Origin of the sequence: Nodosilinea sp. LEGE 07298 (genome assembly GCF_015207265.1) — a bacterium.
Lineage (GTDB): Bacteria > Cyanobacteriota > Cyanobacteriia > Phormidesmidales > Phormidesmidaceae > Nodosilinea.
Window position 1 is genome coordinate 22,413 of the sequence record NZ_JADEXE010000033.1, and the last position, 14,643, is coordinate 37,055.

At 57.2% G+C, this 14,643-nt stretch carries 10 protein-coding genes and 1 pseudogene; 5 read left to right on the top strand and 6 right to left on the bottom strand.

Annotated features, from left to right (window positions below; all coding sequences use genetic code 11):
- Nucleotides 1-387: 387 nt before the first annotated feature.
- Nucleotides 388-1,779, top strand: coding sequence for an amidohydrolase family protein (locus IQ273_RS06990; RefSeq protein ID WP_397197239.1), 1,392 nt, complete (start codon nt 388-390; stop codon nt 1,777-1,779).
- 182 nt (nt 1,780-1,961) lie between these two features.
- Here IQ273_RS06990 and IQ273_RS06995 read toward each other — a convergent pair whose 3' ends face one another.
- A complete protein-coding gene (locus IQ273_RS06995) occupies nt 1,962-2,369 on the bottom strand; it encodes a hypothetical protein (protein WP_194022457.1) in 408 nt (135 codons plus the stop codon).
- A 275-nt stretch (nt 2,370-2,644) separates the two neighbouring features.
- Between IQ273_RS06995 and IQ273_RS07000 the strand changes: the two genes are divergently transcribed.
- The gene (locus IQ273_RS07000; RefSeq protein WP_194022458.1) at nt 2,645-4,819 is read left to right on the top strand and encodes a pentapeptide repeat-containing protein; all 2,175 of its coding nucleotides are present in this window, start codon (nt 2,645-2,647) and stop codon (nt 4,817-4,819) included.
- A 94-nt stretch (nt 4,820-4,913) separates the two neighbouring features.
- The gene (locus IQ273_RS07005; protein ID WP_194022459.1) at nt 4,914-5,267 is read left to right on the top strand and encodes a DUF565 domain-containing protein; all 354 of its coding nucleotides are present in this window, start codon (nt 4,914-4,916) and stop codon (nt 5,265-5,267) included.
- On the opposite strand, the gene IQ273_RS07010 is transcribed toward IQ273_RS07005, so the two are convergent.
- From IQ273_RS07010 to IQ273_RS07030, 5 genes and pseudogenes are all read right to left on the bottom strand, one after another.
- Nucleotides 5,264-5,941, bottom strand: coding sequence for a bifunctional 4-hydroxy-2-oxoglutarate aldolase/2-dehydro-3-deoxy-phosphogluconate aldolase (locus IQ273_RS07010; RefSeq protein ID WP_194022460.1), 678 nt, complete (start codon nt 5,939-5,941; stop codon nt 5,264-5,266). The two genes, IQ273_RS07005 and IQ273_RS07010, sit on opposite strands and share 4 nt — an antisense overlap.
- A 127-nt stretch (nt 5,942-6,068) precedes the next feature.
- Nucleotides 6,069-6,884: an ABC transporter permease gene (locus tag IQ273_RS07015; RefSeq protein ID WP_194022461.1), complete on the bottom strand. Its 816-nt coding sequence runs from the start codon at nt 6,882-6,884 to the stop codon at nt 6,069-6,071.
- Nucleotides 6,885-7,070: 186 nt separating this feature from the next.
- Entirely contained in the window at nt 7,071-7,925 is an 855-nt protein-coding gene (locus IQ273_RS07020; RefSeq protein WP_194022462.1) for an ABC transporter permease, read from the bottom strand.
- Between the two features lie 353 nt (nt 7,926-8,278).
- A pseudogene (locus tag IQ273_RS07025) lies at nt 8,279-9,307 on the bottom strand (PotD/PotF family extracellular solute-binding protein); the annotation flags it as partial.
- 66 nt (nt 9,308-9,373) lie between these two features.
- Nucleotides 9,374-10,549, bottom strand: coding sequence for an ABC transporter ATP-binding protein (locus IQ273_RS07030; RefSeq protein ID WP_194022464.1), 1,176 nt, complete (start codon nt 10,547-10,549; stop codon nt 9,374-9,376).
- 590 nt (nt 10,550-11,139) lie between these two features.
- Here IQ273_RS07030 and ptsP point away from each other — a divergent pair.
- Together ptsP and pfkB are read left to right on the top strand one after the other, a co-directional pair.
- Nucleotides 11,140-13,590 (top strand): phosphoenolpyruvate--protein phosphotransferase, encoded by a 2,451-nt coding sequence (ptsP, locus tag IQ273_RS07035; protein ID WP_194022465.1) that lies wholly within the window; start codon nt 11,140-11,142, stop codon nt 13,588-13,590.
- Nucleotides 13,587-14,543 (top strand): 1-phosphofructokinase, encoded by a 957-nt coding sequence (pfkB, locus tag IQ273_RS07040; RefSeq protein ID WP_194022466.1) that lies wholly within the window; start codon nt 13,587-13,589, stop codon nt 14,541-14,543. Before ptsP ends, pfkB begins: the two co-directional genes overlap by 4 nt.
- The last annotated feature ends 100 nt before the right edge of the window (nt 14,544-14,643 follow it).

Consider the following 14,643-nt stretch of genomic DNA (forward strand, 5'->3'; position numbering starts at 1 on the left):
GTCAAAAATAGCCAAGAGGCCGAGCGTCAAGCCAACCACAAAGGCATCATACGTGAAGTTGACAACTGGTTTAAGCGCCATTTTCATCCTATTTTTATCCTATAAAATTGTCTTACAATACAAAGCCAGCAAATTTTTCGGAAAAAATTTTGGCGGAAAAACCGTTTGGCTCAATCGGGTGACTGGGCGTACGAAGTACCTAGAGCCAAGGATTTTGTCGGGTGGGCATTGCGGCTAAAGTTACGTAAATTAATGCTTGAGCTTGATTTAATAGAAGGCTGCTGCTACTGTTTGCATGGTGTTCTGGTCGTTGATATTTCTTGCGCTGCAACACCCCTAACTAAATTTTTGGGATACGTGTACTGATTTCAGCAACAATTTATGCGGATGCGATCGCGCTATTTGTTCGCCATAGGAGCGTTGCTTCTAGGGCTATTTAGTTTGACAACACAGATAAGTTTTGCCCAGAGCCCAGCCTTTGAAAATGGTCAAAATTCTCAATCGGCGAGCGTCCTCTTCGAGAATGTAAGAATATTTGATGGCGTCTCTGACACTTTGACGGCACCTTCAAACGTACTGGTGGTTGGCAACAGAATTCAGGCGATCGATACTCGATCGCTGCCTATGCCAGCGGATATCAGCGTCGCTCGGATCAACGGAGAGGGGCGAGTGCTGATGCCGGGTCTGATTGACGCCCACACTCACCTATTTATGGAGACCAGCACCCCAGAGGATCTGATCGCGGCTACCTCCGCGCCAGAGCGCTTGTTTCAAAAGGCTCAGGACAATGCTACCGGCATGCTGATGCGGGGATTTACCAGTGCGAGAGATTTGGCGGGGCCGGTATTTGAACTCAAGCAGGCCATCGATCGAGGGGCTGTAGTGGGGCCGCGCATTTGGCCCTCGGGGGCGATGATCTCCCAAACCAGCGGCCACGGCGACTTTCGGGAGCTGAGTGAGTTGCCCCGCACACCGACCTCAGAGCTGAGTCTGGCGGAAGTGGCTGGGGTGGGGGCGATCGCCGATGGGGTAGATGAAGTGCTGCGCCGCACCCGTGAGCAGCTGATGCTGGGGGCTAGCCAGATTAAGTTAGCCGCAGGAGGTGGGGTCGCCTCTGACCACGATCCGCTTGATGTCAGCCAGTACACCGAAGCGGAACTAAAGGCCGCAGTGGAAGCCGCCGAGGATTGGAACACCTATGTAGCGGTTCACGCTTACACCCCCCGCTCCATTCAAAAGTCGATTCGGGCTGGGGTGAAGAGCATCGAGCACGGCCAGCTCATGGATGAAGAGACCGCTCAGATGATCGCTGAAAACGATGTCTGGGTGAGCATGCAACCGTTCCTCGACGATGAGGATGCCAACCCCTACCCAGAGGGTTCTGAGAACCGAGCCAACCAGCTAATCGTAGCCGCAGGCACCGATAACGCCTACAATCTGGCAAAAAAGTACAACATCAAAACCGCCTGGGGTACTGACACCCTCTTCAACCCTGAGGGTGCCACCCGACGCGGGGCTAAGCTGGCCAAAATGGTGCGTTGGTACAGCCCGGCGGAGGTGCTACGCATGGCGACGAGCACCAATGCGTCGCTGTTGGCATTGTCTGGGCCGCGCAACCCCTATCCCGGCAAACTGGGCGTCGTGGAAGCGGGTGCTTTGGCAGACTTGCTGTTGGTAAACGGCAACCCACTAGAAAACATTCAGCTGATTGAGAATCCAGATGCCAACTTTTTGGTGATTATGAAAGACGGAGTAATTTATAAGAACCGTCTTGGCTAATGGTCGAATCTAAACACAACCGGCTGAACCAACTTAGTTGGTTCAGCCGGGGTAAGCTGCAGCGCAGGTATAGCCATAGTCACGTTGGTTAGGACATCCAGAAACCCTATGAACGTTCAAACGTTTGAACGTTCATAGGAGACCTGTCTCAACCAGACTGGCCACAGCTATAAAACAGCCGTTTAGTTTTCGCGGATGGTGAGGTTGTAGCTGGTGGGGGTTTGGCTACTGTTGCCCACAAAGAAGGAATAGGTACCCTGATTGAGCAGCCCCGGTGCGTTGATGCTACCGCCACCGCCAGTGTGGCATTCGCTAAAGCCGTTGGTGCCCTCAATCAGCAGGGTGAGGCCGCTGGTACCATTCACTGCGATATCAACGGCGGCAAAGTCTTGGGTAACCTGCAAAACTTGAACTGCACTATTGCCCAGAACCCCACAGCTAGAGGGTCGGCTGGGGTTGACAGAACCGCTGGCTTGTACGGGCTGGCTGAGGGGAGTTTGGGCAACGGGTTGTGCGGAGGCTACGCCAGCGCCTAGGGCCAGGGTAAAAGCGGCAGCAGGCAAAACAAAGGACTTGAGCAGAGATGTCATGGCGTGGCCTCCTCGTTAAGGAGTATTTTCTATGTATTTATAGTATCTAGAGATACATAGAGCGATAACGGTAAATGTGCCAGATTTCCAGGTGCCCGGGTTTTGTCGACCATAGCGAAGTAGTGGTGCAACGTTGAGGGCTAAAATCCGCCAGAATGGGCCGCCTTCGCTATCATGAAGGGCAATTATGCTGGAAAACCAGCGCCAGTTTTCCGGGCGGCGATCGCCCGGTATCGGCAGAGGTTTTTTAGAGTCTGGATTAGTTTGGGTTTTCCATGGCGCAGACCTCTCATTCTCAGCCGATCGCAGCTCAGGCCTCTACTGACCGATTACCGGGTCAGTTGCCCACCGCTCGTAGTTTGGCCTGGCGACGGCTGGTGGCTGGCGGGCTAGAGCTGGGCCTTCTGGTGGGTAGCGTGATCTTGCCTTGGGGTTTGGGAGCAGCGGTGCGTCAGCGCCCAGCGGTCGAAACAGTGCCGCTAAACCCTGGGGTAGTGGCGGTGCAGAATGCGATCGCTCGACCGTTGGGGTTGCCCCGTCAGCGTGAGATTGCAGAGGTGCCGCCACTAACCAATGTGCTGTGGTTTGGTGCCCTGGTGCTGCCGATCGCGGTGGCTGGCAGCCAGGTCTACGGCCTGGCTAGGCGGGGCAAAACCCTGCCTAAGGCCTGGCTGGGCCTGCAAGTGGTGGCAACCGAGCGCTCAGTGCCGGGTCTGCGAGCCGCCCTGGTGCGCGAAATGGGTCGTTGGGGCGTGCCTGCTGCGGGGGCCTACGGAATTTGGCTGGCCAGCGGGGCGTTTCCGAGTTTGCCGTGGCTGGCCGGGCTGGCCCTGGTTGGAGGGGTTGGGGCGGCCCTTTGGGGGCAACGCCCGTCTCATCGGGCCTGGTACGATCGCCTGGCCGGTACTCGGCTGGTGGTGGTGCAGGGGGGAAGGGTGCCTGTGCGCTATAGCCCTGACTCAGATAATGACAATAGCAACGGTCGCCGCGATTCTAGCGTTTTAGTTATGCCATCGGGGCCTCTGCTGGGGTTGACGACAGAAGAGTACGGGGGGCTCACGGCGATTGTGCTTTCCCCTGAAGACTCGGCTCAGGTGCTGGGGCCAAAGGGCTGGCGGCAGCACCTGCCGGTGATTGGTGGGGTCCTGACTGGGGTTGTTGTTTTGGCCGGGGTGGGGGCGCTGTGGCTCGATCGGCGGTTGCCGGCAGCCAATGGCAACCAAGATGCGCTGTTTTTAGCCCTGGTGGAAAACCTCAGCCGGAACGCGACCTCGTTCAGCGATCGCCAGGCCGCTGCCCTAGCCCTAGCCAGCACCGAAGACCCCCGGGCCATACCGCTGCTTGTAGATATGCTGGCCCAAACCGACGACCCTCGCCTGCTCGATACCCTACAGCAGGCTTTGATCACCCTTGGCCCACCGGCGATTCCCCCCCTACAGCGATTAAATCTAGCCTTGGCCAACGACCTGCTGGCTCTGCCCTTAGATCAGCAGCTCATCCCGCAGCTCAGGCAGCGTACCGTGAAGCGCACCCTAGCCAAAATTTTGGTGCTGCACAACGGCAACCTCAACCAGGTCGACCTCAGCGGCACCAACTTAGGCTATATCATAGAGAGCCCCGATGCCTTTACCCTGGTGCTAGAGCAGCAGAATTTGGCCGGTGTGGTGTGGCGCAATGCCATCTTGTCGGGGGCACGGCTGCGCAAGGCGACGCTCTTTGACCCTGGGGCGGATGGTCGCAGGGATACCTTTGACGATTGGATTACCGATTTTAGTGGCTCAGACCTGACTGAGGTGAGCCTGGTAGCGGCTCAGCTGCGGCACACTATTTTTCGCAACACCAGCCTACTGCGGGCTAACCTCAGCAATGCGATCGCCCCCTACGCCGATTTTACGGGCGCTAACGCTAGCAGCGCCTGGTTCATTGCCGCCGACATTCGCCATGGCGTCTTTGACGGGACTAGCTTAGTCGGGGCCGACTTTACCGATGCTGACCTCAGCCAGGCCAGCTTGGTAGCCGCTCGTCTGCGCCAGGCCACCTTAATTGCAGCGCAGCTGACCGAGGCTGATTTGACTGAGACCGACTTGAGCGAGGCGAACTTCAGCGCAGCCAATTTGAACGGGGCTACCCTGAGGCAGGCCAACCTTAGCGATAGCTGGTTGCGAGGGACTGACTTGAGCGGGGCCAATCTGGAGGGGGCCAATCTGGAGGGGGCCAATCTGGAGGGGATCGTGCTGAGCGGGGCCAACCTGGCGGGGGCAAATTTTGCTGGAGCGCAGTTTTCGCCGTCTGCACCCGTGCCCGAAGATGGTTTTGTCGCAACGATTGCTGAACCCGATACTGGCGGCGCTCTGACCGGGGTAGACTTTTCTAAAGCGATTAACCTGCAGGCCAATCAGCTTGAGTACGTGTGCGGACAGGGGGGCATTCATCCTGCCTGCCGGAACTGATGTTTAGGGCTGGCTAGACGCATCGCAAGCGATCGAACCGTAAAATTTGCGCCGATGTTTAGAATCTTAGGCTTTGTTTTGAGGGGTTGAACCCATGCAGCGCACCCGATTAAGTACGTTGATCGACGATTTGGGTGACCAGCTTAGCCTGTGGCTGGTTAACCCCTGGCGACGGGTGTCTTTGGTGCTGATTAGCCTGCTGCTGGGCTACTTTTTTGCGGTGTCGCTATCGGCGATCGCGGGTCAGGCGGCGGTCCAAGATACGGCAATATCGGCGTTTTTAGTCTTGGGGGCAGAGCTGGTGAGCTGGCTGGTGTACAGTCGCCGCTGGCGCGACCCAGAGTTGCTCAAAAAGGTACCCAAGCCGCTCTGGCTGGACTGCATTAACAGCTTTAAAGTGGGAGCGATCTATGCCCTATGTCTTGAGGCCTTTAAGTTGGGGAGTTAATGGGGCACGGCGATCGCCTTCAGGGAGAGGGCTTTATCTGTAGTCGGTAGCCGCTCCACTAAACCGGTGGCCAGGGCTGTAATAGCGGCCCAGTTGCGATTAGCCACCATATTTTTGGGAAATAGCCCGGTAGAGAGGCCAACGGCGATCGCCCCGGCCGCCACCATTTCGCCCGCATTCTCCACGGTGACTCCCCCCGTGGGCACCAGGGGAATGTGGGCCAGCGGTCCTTGCAGACTACGAATGTAGCTCGCCCCCCCCACGGCGCTAATGGGGAAGACTTTGACGGCGCTCGCCCCAGCCTGCCAGGCGGCCACAATTTCGTTAGGCGTGAGGGCACCGGGCACGATGGGAATGTGCAGCGCACAAGCCGTCTCGATTAGCCCGGCATCGGTATGGGGGCAAAAGCAAAACTGTGCCCCCGCCGCCGCCGCCTGCTCCAGGTCAGCGACAGACAGGGCGGTGCCGATGCCAATGGTGCAGTGGGGCAACTGCTGCCTGAGGGTGTTGACCAACTGCTGCGGCTGGACGCTGTTCCAGGTAATTTCGATTAGACGAATACCGCCAGCAGCGGCAGCATGGGCCAGCTGTAGGCCTAAGCTAATATCGTCAGCGCGAATGACGGCGATCGCCCGGTGCTGCCGCAGCAGAGCCAAAAATGAGTCTTTTTCCATAGGCCCATCCTAGTTGGAGCGGCCAGGGAATGAGGCGATCGGAGCATGTTTTTTAACCGACCGGCTGGCGTTTGCAACCAAAGATTTGGCCAGAACCGAGGTGGCCAATCCAAACGCTAAACGTTTCCTAAGCCTGACCTCGCTGGCGCTTAACCACAGCGTTGTAGGCAAAGAAGGCAATCAGAATCAGCGAGGCCGAAAATACCGTCGTTAGCGTCCCCAGGGCATAGAGGGCCGGGGAGGTGACGTTGGTGGTCATGCCAAAGATTTCCAGCGGCAGCGTATTGTTTTGGCCCGATACCAGCGACGTGCGGGTGAACTCGTCGTAGGAAAGGGTAAACGTCAGCAGGCCAACCCCCAGCAGGCTGGGCGCAATCAGAGGCAGCACGATCTCCCAAAAGGTCTTGGGGTCGGTAGCGCCCAGGTCACGAGCCGCCTCTTCGTAGGAGGGGTTAAAGCGGTTAAAAATACCGAGCATGATTAAGAATGCGATCGGCAGGGTCCAGGTCAAGTGTGCTCCTAGCCCTGACGTAAACCAGTTCGTCGGCCAGCCCATCACCTGAAACACCACCCCAATCCCCAGCGACACCAGAATACTGGGCACGATCAGACTGGCGATCGTCATGTAGAAAATCACCGTCGAACCTTTGAACCGCTGGCGAAAGCCCATACTGGCCAAGACTGAGGCGGTGATGGTGATCGCCATTACCGCTGCCCCCAGCAGCAGCGATCGCACAAACGGCTCAATAAAATTGCCGACCCGCTGCTCTTGAAACACCTGCCCCAGCCAATAAAAGCTAAAGCCCCGCATGGGGAAGGTCAAGCCGCCATCTGGCCCTTGCATAGACAGCATAAAAATCGTGATCATCGGGCCGTAGAGAAACAGCACGAAGAGGCAAAAGAAGGCCAGAAGCAGATAGAACGAGAGGGGTCGCTTTTTCATGGGTGGTTCTCGGTTGAATGGTGGGCCGTGCCCACCCTACAGTTCGATAGAATTTGGATGCTTTATATATTCAAATGCTTGCGAGAATCCACCCTGACCCCCTTAATAAGGGGGGTGCCGAGTGTATCTTTAACAGCAAGAACCTAGGGGAGATCTCTACTCAGTCATCAAAAAACCTACGTTGACCTAAAGCTCTTTGCGAATATCTAAAACCCGCAGAATTGAGATGATGATCAGCATTGTCACCGCCAGCAGCACCATGGCATTGGCCGCCGCTAGCGGATACTGCAAGCTGCCAATCTGGGTCTGAATTAGCTTGCCAACGGAGGCTGATTGCCCCCCACCCATCAGCCGCACCGTCACAAATTCCCCCATGATCAGCGTGACGATAAAAATAGAACCGATCGCAATACCCGGAGCAGATAGGGGCAAGATAACTTCCCTAAAGGTCTGAAAGCCAGACGCTCCTAAATCTTCGGCAGCGGTAACGAGCGATCGCTCGATCCGCATCAGGCTGTTAAAAATTGGCGCAATCATAAAAATGATGTAGAGGTGCACCATCCCCAGTACTACCGCAAAGTCTGAGAAGAGCAAAAACTGGAGCGGCTCCTGGGTCAGACCAATACCCATCAGCCCTTGGTTAACCAAACCTTCGCGACCCAGCAGCGGCACCCAGGAGATCATCCGAATGATGTTCGATGTCCAAAAGGGGATGGTGCAGACTAGAAACAGCAGAATTTGCCACTCTAGCTTTGGCACGTGGAACGCCAGAAAATAGGCCACCGGGTAGCCAATCAGCAGCGTGGCCAGCCAGGTCAAGCCCAAGAATTTGAAGGTGTTCAGGTAGGTCTTAAGCGTTACATCGGTCAAAATCCCCTGATAGTTATCGAGGGTAAACGCCGGCGTCATGGAGTAGCCGTTGAACTCCCAAAAGCTCACTACCCCAATCATCAAAATAGGGAACACCAAAAACATTAGAAACACCAATGTTTGCGGCGTAATTAGCGCGTAGGGCTTTAGGGCTTTCCAGGTTTCAGACATGGGGATAATAGATATTTTGATTAGAGTTTTAGGGATGAGATTACTGAAGCAATCTCATCCCCAAAACTATTTATTTACGAGGCAATAAACTCGTTCCACTTCTGCACCAGGTAGGTGTTTTCTTCCATGGTCGAGTTCCAGCAGACGATGTTGCCAAAGCGCTCGTCAAAGGATCCGCCATCGCGGACAACACCGGACTTGGCCAAGGTCTTGCCGAAGGGGTCAACGATGTCTTCGGCGGCGGGCTGACCTTCGTACCAGAAGTCCCACTCGGCGGCAGACATAAACTTGCGGGCGGCTTCGGGAGCGGCGCTGTAGTAGCCCTGGCGACCGAGGAAGGCACCCACCCAGCCGTCGAGCATCCAGTTGATGTACTCGTAGGCGGCGTCAAGCTGAATGCCCTCCAGGTTTTTAGACAGGCCAATGCCACCGCCCCAGCCCCGGTAGCCTTCCTTGAGAGGGGCGTAGATGCACTCGGTGCCCTGAGACTGCACAGCGGTGACGGCGGGCGACCACATTGATTGCAGCACCACCTCACCGGAATTCATCAGGTTGACCGACTCATCAAAGGTTTTCCAAAAAGCGCGGAACTGGCCGTTGGCCTTTTGCTCTTTGAGAATTTCGATAATTTGGTCGATTTCAGCCTTAGTCATGTTGCCTTTATCGGCAAAGGTCATGAGTCCCAGGGCTTCGGCAACCATAGCCGCATCCATAATGCCGATCTGAGGAATGTCGAGGATAGAGGTTTTGCCCCTAAATTCTGGGTTGAACAGTTCGCCCCAGCTCTCGATTTCGCGACCTACCAGGTCGGGGCGGTAGCCCAGAGTGTCGGCATTGTACTGGAAGGGAATTAGGGTGGCGAAGTCGGTGGGGGTGGCCGAGAATTCGCTGGAGTCGGGGCCAGTGAGGTACTGCACGCGGAAGGGGGCGGTGCCTTGGGAGTCTTCGACCGGCATGCCCTTAAACTCGCCGGTTCTAAAAAAGGAGACAATTTGGTCGTAGTTGGTGATGCGCTTGATGTCGATGGGTTGCAGGTTACCAGAGGGCACCACCAGGGGCAGGCTGAAGTACTCGCCGTCGAAGATGTCGTACTGGCCGGGCTGAGTAATGGCGATTTGGTTGTTTTCTTCGGTGCTGAGAGCCCGCATATCAAACTTAAAGCCCAGGTCTTCTTGGGCCTTGTCACGAATGTCGTTGATTTGCGAGACGCCAGTACCAATTAGCCGTAGCGTGACATCTTTGCTTTGGTTGGTGTTGACTTCGGGGCCAGTGGCTGGGTTGTTAGGCGTGCCCTTGGGGGCTGAAGCGCAGCGGGTAGCGGTTAAAAAAGCTCCGGCAGCAAGACCAGTGCGCATAACCTGACGACGAGAAAACTTAGCCATAGTGAACAATTCAGTTAAGTAACAACGACGGGGAGTGGGAGCAGAACACTGGATTGGTTGGCTGACCTAATGGGGCAGGAACACGCAGTCGGTGGCTGCCCAGTCGAGCACGACCACCTGACCTTCAGTGAAGGGGGTGGTAATCCAGTCGGGGGTGCGGGCTTTGTAGAGCACTTCTATGCCGCCGCGCTCAAGCACCAGAGAGACGCGGGTAACGTAGCCGGTAAACTCGACGGCGGTGATGCGGGCAGTAACCCGGTTAGTCGCTGGGCCGCAGGCCGATTTTTCCGCCTCATCGAGAGATTTGATCTGCATCAGGTCGGCGCGGATGCAGCAGGCGGCTTCGCTACCGACCTGGGCATAGTCGCCTAGGCACAACAGCGTGCCGAGATCAGGCACATCTAGCTGAATGAACTGGCCATGGGTATCTTGTACGGCGCTGGTAACAGTGCCTGCAAAGATGTTGTTGTCGCCGGTAAAGCGCGCCACAAACTTTGACAAGGGGCGCGAGAAAATTTCGGCGGGGGTGCCAACCTGATCGACTCGACCGTGATCCATGACCACAATCTGGTCAGAGAGGGAGTAGGCTTCGTCTTGGTTGTGGGTGACTTGGAGAAAGGTCATGCCGAACTGGCGCTGAAGCTTGCGCAGTTCGCCTCGGGTTTTGACGCGCAGCGACTCGTCGAGGGCACTGAGAGGCTCGTCGAGCATGAGCACCTGGGGGCGGGTAACGAGGGCACGGGCTAAGGCAACCCGCTGCTGCTGGCCGCCGCTGAGCTGGGCGGGCTTGCGATCGCTAAACTGAGTCAGCCCGACAATTTCCAACATTTCGCCGACCCGCTTGCGGCGCTGATCAATCGATAGACCCCGCATTTTGAGGCCAAAATCGACGTTATCCCACACGGTTTTGTGGGGAAATAGGGCATAGTTTTGGAACATCATGGCGGTGTTGCGCTGGGTAGCGGGCAACCCGTTAATGCGCGTATCGCCAATGTAGATGTCTCCTGCGGAAATATCTTCGTGGCCCGCAATCATGCGCATAGTCGTAGTTTTGCCACAGCCGCTGGGACCAAGTAGGCAGGTGTACGATCCGGCTGGGATGTCGAGGGTGATATTCTGCACAGCTACAAAGGAGCCATATTTCTTAGTGACATCTCGCAGAGAGACCCCCTTTGCCTCGGCCTGGAGATCGGCAGGGATCGCCTCAGCGATCAGCACCGGTTCTGTCTGTATGTCTTGCATAGTGAGGCCCCAAGTTAGAGCTTGATTTCACAAGGTAAAAAATAGCTCTAATTAGCGTACTTTTACCTGATCCTTGGTCAGCTCCACTTATAAAATTCTCTACAAATGCATACTGTATGCAGAGATACAGTTCTGTCCAGCGTGACTAGCAGAGACATAACGTTCTGTAACGGCAGCTGGTTAGTTAAGGCAATAGCTAGGTGACAGATAAGCGACAATTTGCTGGCTATATTGCCTGATTGAAGGGCAATAGGCCTTGCTAAGTAGCTGCTAGATTTCGTCGACTTGATAGGGTCGGGCAAGATACAAAACTTTAAGCAATGTCTAAGGAAATATAACAAAGCTCTCCCAGGCTGCCTCTGGTCTTGAACAATTAAAGCAGCGGGAAAGCGCCCTACAGGGCTTGATCCCTAACCAGGAAACGGTAAATTCTGGGTGGATTTTGTCTGTTTATGTTTGCTCATATTCCTAGCATCAATCGTCCAGGCTAAACCCAGCTGGCGATGCACAATCTTGCCATCGGTGATGGTCAATTTTGGATTTAGATAGGTTTGGTTTCCTCCTTAATAACCTCATTGAGAGACTGTTGAATGATTAACCTAACGCCGGAGGATGTGCGGCTTAAGGCGATCGCCCGTAGCAAAGAAGACGCGATTCGTCAGGTTGGAGACCTGCTGGTCGCCAGTGGCCATATTCAGCCGGGCTATGTCGACAGCATGCTGGCGCGGGAGACTCAGGCCAACACCTACCTGGGCAACAGCATCGCCATTCCCCACGGGCAGCCCGCCCAGCGCGACCTGATTGTAACCACAGGCATTGCGGTAGTGCAAATTCCGGCTGGGGTGGAGTGGAGCCCCGGTGAGGTGGTGCGGCTGGTGGTGGGTATTGCGGCTAAGTCGGACGAGCACCTGCAAATTCTGACCAATTTGACCCACGTGCTGGATGACCCCGCTGCTGTCCAGCAGCTCGTGGAGACCGATGCCCCTCAGGTGATTTGCGATCGCCTCACCGGCAAGTCTTCCCCCAGCGGCAAAGGGCTGGATATCGAGGGCTTTGACCAGTTTGTCGATGTCACGATCGATGCCCCAACCGGGCTGCACGCTCGGCCCGCGACGGTGTTTGCCGATCTGGCAAAATCCTTTAGTGCTGAGGTGCGGGTGCGCTACGGCGACCAGGTGGCCAACGGCAAAAGCCTGATGTCGCTGCTAAAGCTGGGGGTTGAAAGAGATGGCACGGTGCGGGTGCTGGCCAAGGGCAGCGATGCGGCCCAGGCGCTGAATGCGCTTCAGCAGGCGGTCGAGGACGGACTGGAAGATGAGGATGAATCGACGGTTGCCCCAGCGCTCCAGCTGCCAGCGCTGGTGTTGGAGAGCCGTGCGATCGCAGGTGTTTCTGCATCTCCAGGGTTAGCTATTGCCCCCCTGCACCGTTTCCACCGCACTAAGCTAGAGTTTGCCGAGACCGCTACGGATTCTGCCGCAGAGCAGGATCGGTTGAGGGATGCGATCGCCTTCGCCGACATCGATCTAACCGACCTCTACACCACCATCAAAGAGCGATCCGGTAAGGCTAAGGCCGCGATCTTTCAGGCCCACCGCGAGTTTTTGGCCGACCCTGAGCTACAGCAGGAGGCGTTGAACCGCATTCCGCCCCACCACAGTGCGCCCTGGGCCTGGCAGCAGGTGATCGAGGCCAGGGCCAAGGAGCTGGAGGCACTGGCCGATCCCGTGCTTTCGGGGCGGGCGGCAGACGTGCGGGATGTGGGCCAGCGAGTGCTGGCGCGGCTGGTGGGAGGCGGTGAGGCGGGGGCAGCCCTGCCGGACCATCCGGTAATTTTGATCGCCGACGACCTGACCCCTTCGGATACCGCCGGGCTTGACCCCGAAAAGATTCAGGGATTCTGCACGGCGGCGGGTGGGGCGACCTCGCACACGGCGATCATTGCGCGATCGCTCAATATTCCCGCCGTCGCCGGGGCCGGGGTAGGACTGTTGGATTTGCCTGAAGGCGCGATCGCTATTCTCGACGGTGATGGTGGGCAGCTCTATCCCAACCCGACAGAAGCCGATCTGGAGACGGCACGGCAGGCTGAGCGCGATCGCGCCCAGCTCCGCGACATTGAGCAGCAGACCCGCTTTCAGCCCGCCATTACCACTGACGGCCACCGTATCGAGGTCGTCGCCAACATCGGCGGGCCAGAGGATGCCGCCCCCGCCGTCAATGCCGGGGCCGAAGGCGTGGGCCTGCTGCGGACAGAATTTCTCTTTCTCAACCGCACCGCGCCACCCACCGAGGATGAACAATTTGCCGCGCTCAGTCAGATGACCCAGGCCCTCAACGGTCTGCCGCTAATCGTGCGCACCCTCGACATCGGTGGCGACAAGCATGTGCCCTACCTGAACCAGCCCGCCGAAGACAACCCCTTCCTCGGCATTCGCGGCGTGCGCCTGTGCCTGGAGCGCACCGACCTGTTTGAAACCCAGCTGCGGGCGATTCTGCGGGCGGCGAGTGGCGGCTACATTCGCATCATGTTCCCCATGATCGCCACGCTGGAAGATATTCGCGCCGCCAAGACCGTGTTGGAGTCGGTGCGGGCGACGACCAACGGCCCCCCAGTCGAAATCGGCATGATGGTCGAGGTGCCCAGCGCCGTGCTGATGGCGGCGGAGTTTGCCCAGGAGGTCGACTTCTTCTCGGTGGGCACCAACGACCTGACCCAGTACCTACTGGCGATGGATCGGGGTCACCCCACCCTGGCCAAGCAGGCCGACGCTCTGCACCCCGCCGTGCTGCGGGCGATCGCCCAGACGGTGCAGGGGGCGAAGCTCTCTGGTAAGTGGGTCGGCGTCTGCGGCGGTTTGGCGGGCGATCCTCAGGGCGCTAAGATTCTCGCCGGGCTGGGGGTCAAAGAGCTGAGCATGGATATCCCCAGCATTCCGAAGGTCAAAGCGCGACTGCGGGGCGCATCGATGAAGCAGATGAAGCGACTGGCCCAGCGGGCGATCGCCTGCCGCACCGCTGAGGAGGTGAGGGCACTATGACCCACCCCCCCAGAACGCAACGGATTGCTACGGTAACGCTGAATCCTGCGATCGATCAGACGGTCTCGATTCCCAACTTTCAGGCCAACGTCGTGAACAGGGTCGACTGGAAGCAGGACGATGCAGGTGGTAAAGGTGTAAATGTGGCCTCTTTCCTAGCCGAAGCGGGTCATAAGGTCAGTGTCAGCGGCTTTCTAGGTCGAGAAAACAACACTCTATTTAAGACACTTTTTCACCAAAAGGGAATCGAAGACCACTTCGTCTATCTACCTGGTGAAACCCGCATCAACATCAAGATCGTGGATGACGCTCAGGGCCAGGTAACTGACATCAACTACCCCGGCCAATCACCTACCCACCAGGATGTCGATGGGTTGAAAAATGTGGTGCGGGCTCTGGTGGGAAGCTGCGACTGGTTCATCTTCTCGGGCAGCGTGCCAGCGGGGCTATCTAACGACATTTACGACGAGCTGATCGGCCCCCTCAAGGCTCAGGGCAAAACCGTGATTCTCGACACCAGCGGCGACGCCCTGCGCTTCGGCCTGCCCGCCAAGCCCGACCTGATCAAACCCAACCAGGCCGAACTAGAAGAGGTTTTAAACACCCGTCTATCTAGCCACGCTGAGATTGTTGCCGCCGCCCGCGAGCTAATTGCTTCAGGTATTCCCTATGTGGTGGTATCGATGGGGGCCGATGGGGCGCTGTTTATCGATCGCACCCAAGCCTTCCACGCCCAGCCCCCCGCCGTCGAGATCAAGAGCACCGTTGGCGCAGGCGATGCCATGGTGGCAGGCACCGTAGCGGGGCTGGTCAACGGCCAGTCTCTGCGAGATTGCGCTGCCCTAGGCACGGCATTTTCGATGGGGGCGCTGGGCCAGATCGGGCCGAGGCTACCGCCCATGGCGCAGATCCAGGCCATGCAAGATTCAGTCACCGTGCGGGAGATCAGTTGATTCCCCGGCTCCGTAGGGTGGGCATTGCCCACCATCCATCTAGGAGCAGTACAGCCCCACCCACCTGAACCCGGTACTGTTGCCAAGTTAAAAGGTGGGC

Coding starts and splice junctions, on each gene's coding strand:
- IQ273_RS07020 (WP_194022462.1), bottom strand. CDS start 7,925: ATGTCTGAAACCTGGAAAGCCCTAAAGCCCTACGCGCTAATTACGCCG.
- IQ273_RS07030 (WP_194022464.1), bottom strand. CDS start 10,549: ATGCAAGACATACAGACAGAACCGGTGCTGATCGCTGAGGCGATCCCT.
- IQ273_RS07000 (WP_194022458.1), top strand. CDS start 2,645: ATGGCGCAGACCTCTCATTCTCAGCCGATCGCAGCTCAGGCCTCTACT.
- pfkB (WP_194022466.1), top strand. CDS start 13,587: ATGACCCACCCCCCCAGAACGCAACGGATTGCTACGGTAACGCTGAAT.
- IQ273_RS06990 (WP_397197239.1), top strand. CDS start 388: ATGCGATCGCGCTATTTGTTCGCCATAGGAGCGTTGCTTCTAGGGCTA.
- IQ273_RS07010 (WP_194022460.1), bottom strand. CDS start 5,941: ATGGAAAAAGACTCATTTTTGGCTCTGCTGCGGCAGCACCGGGCGATC.
- IQ273_RS07005 (WP_194022459.1), top strand. CDS start 4,914: ATGCAGCGCACCCGATTAAGTACGTTGATCGACGATTTGGGTGACCAG.
- IQ273_RS07015 (WP_194022461.1), bottom strand. CDS start 6,884: ATGAAAAAGCGACCCCTCTCGTTCTATCTGCTTCTGGCCTTCTTTTGC.
- IQ273_RS06995 (WP_194022457.1), bottom strand. CDS start 2,369: ATGACATCTCTGCTCAAGTCCTTTGTTTTGCCTGCTGCCGCTTTTACC.
- ptsP (WP_194022465.1), top strand. CDS start 11,140: ATGATTAACCTAACGCCGGAGGATGTGCGGCTTAAGGCGATCGCCCGT.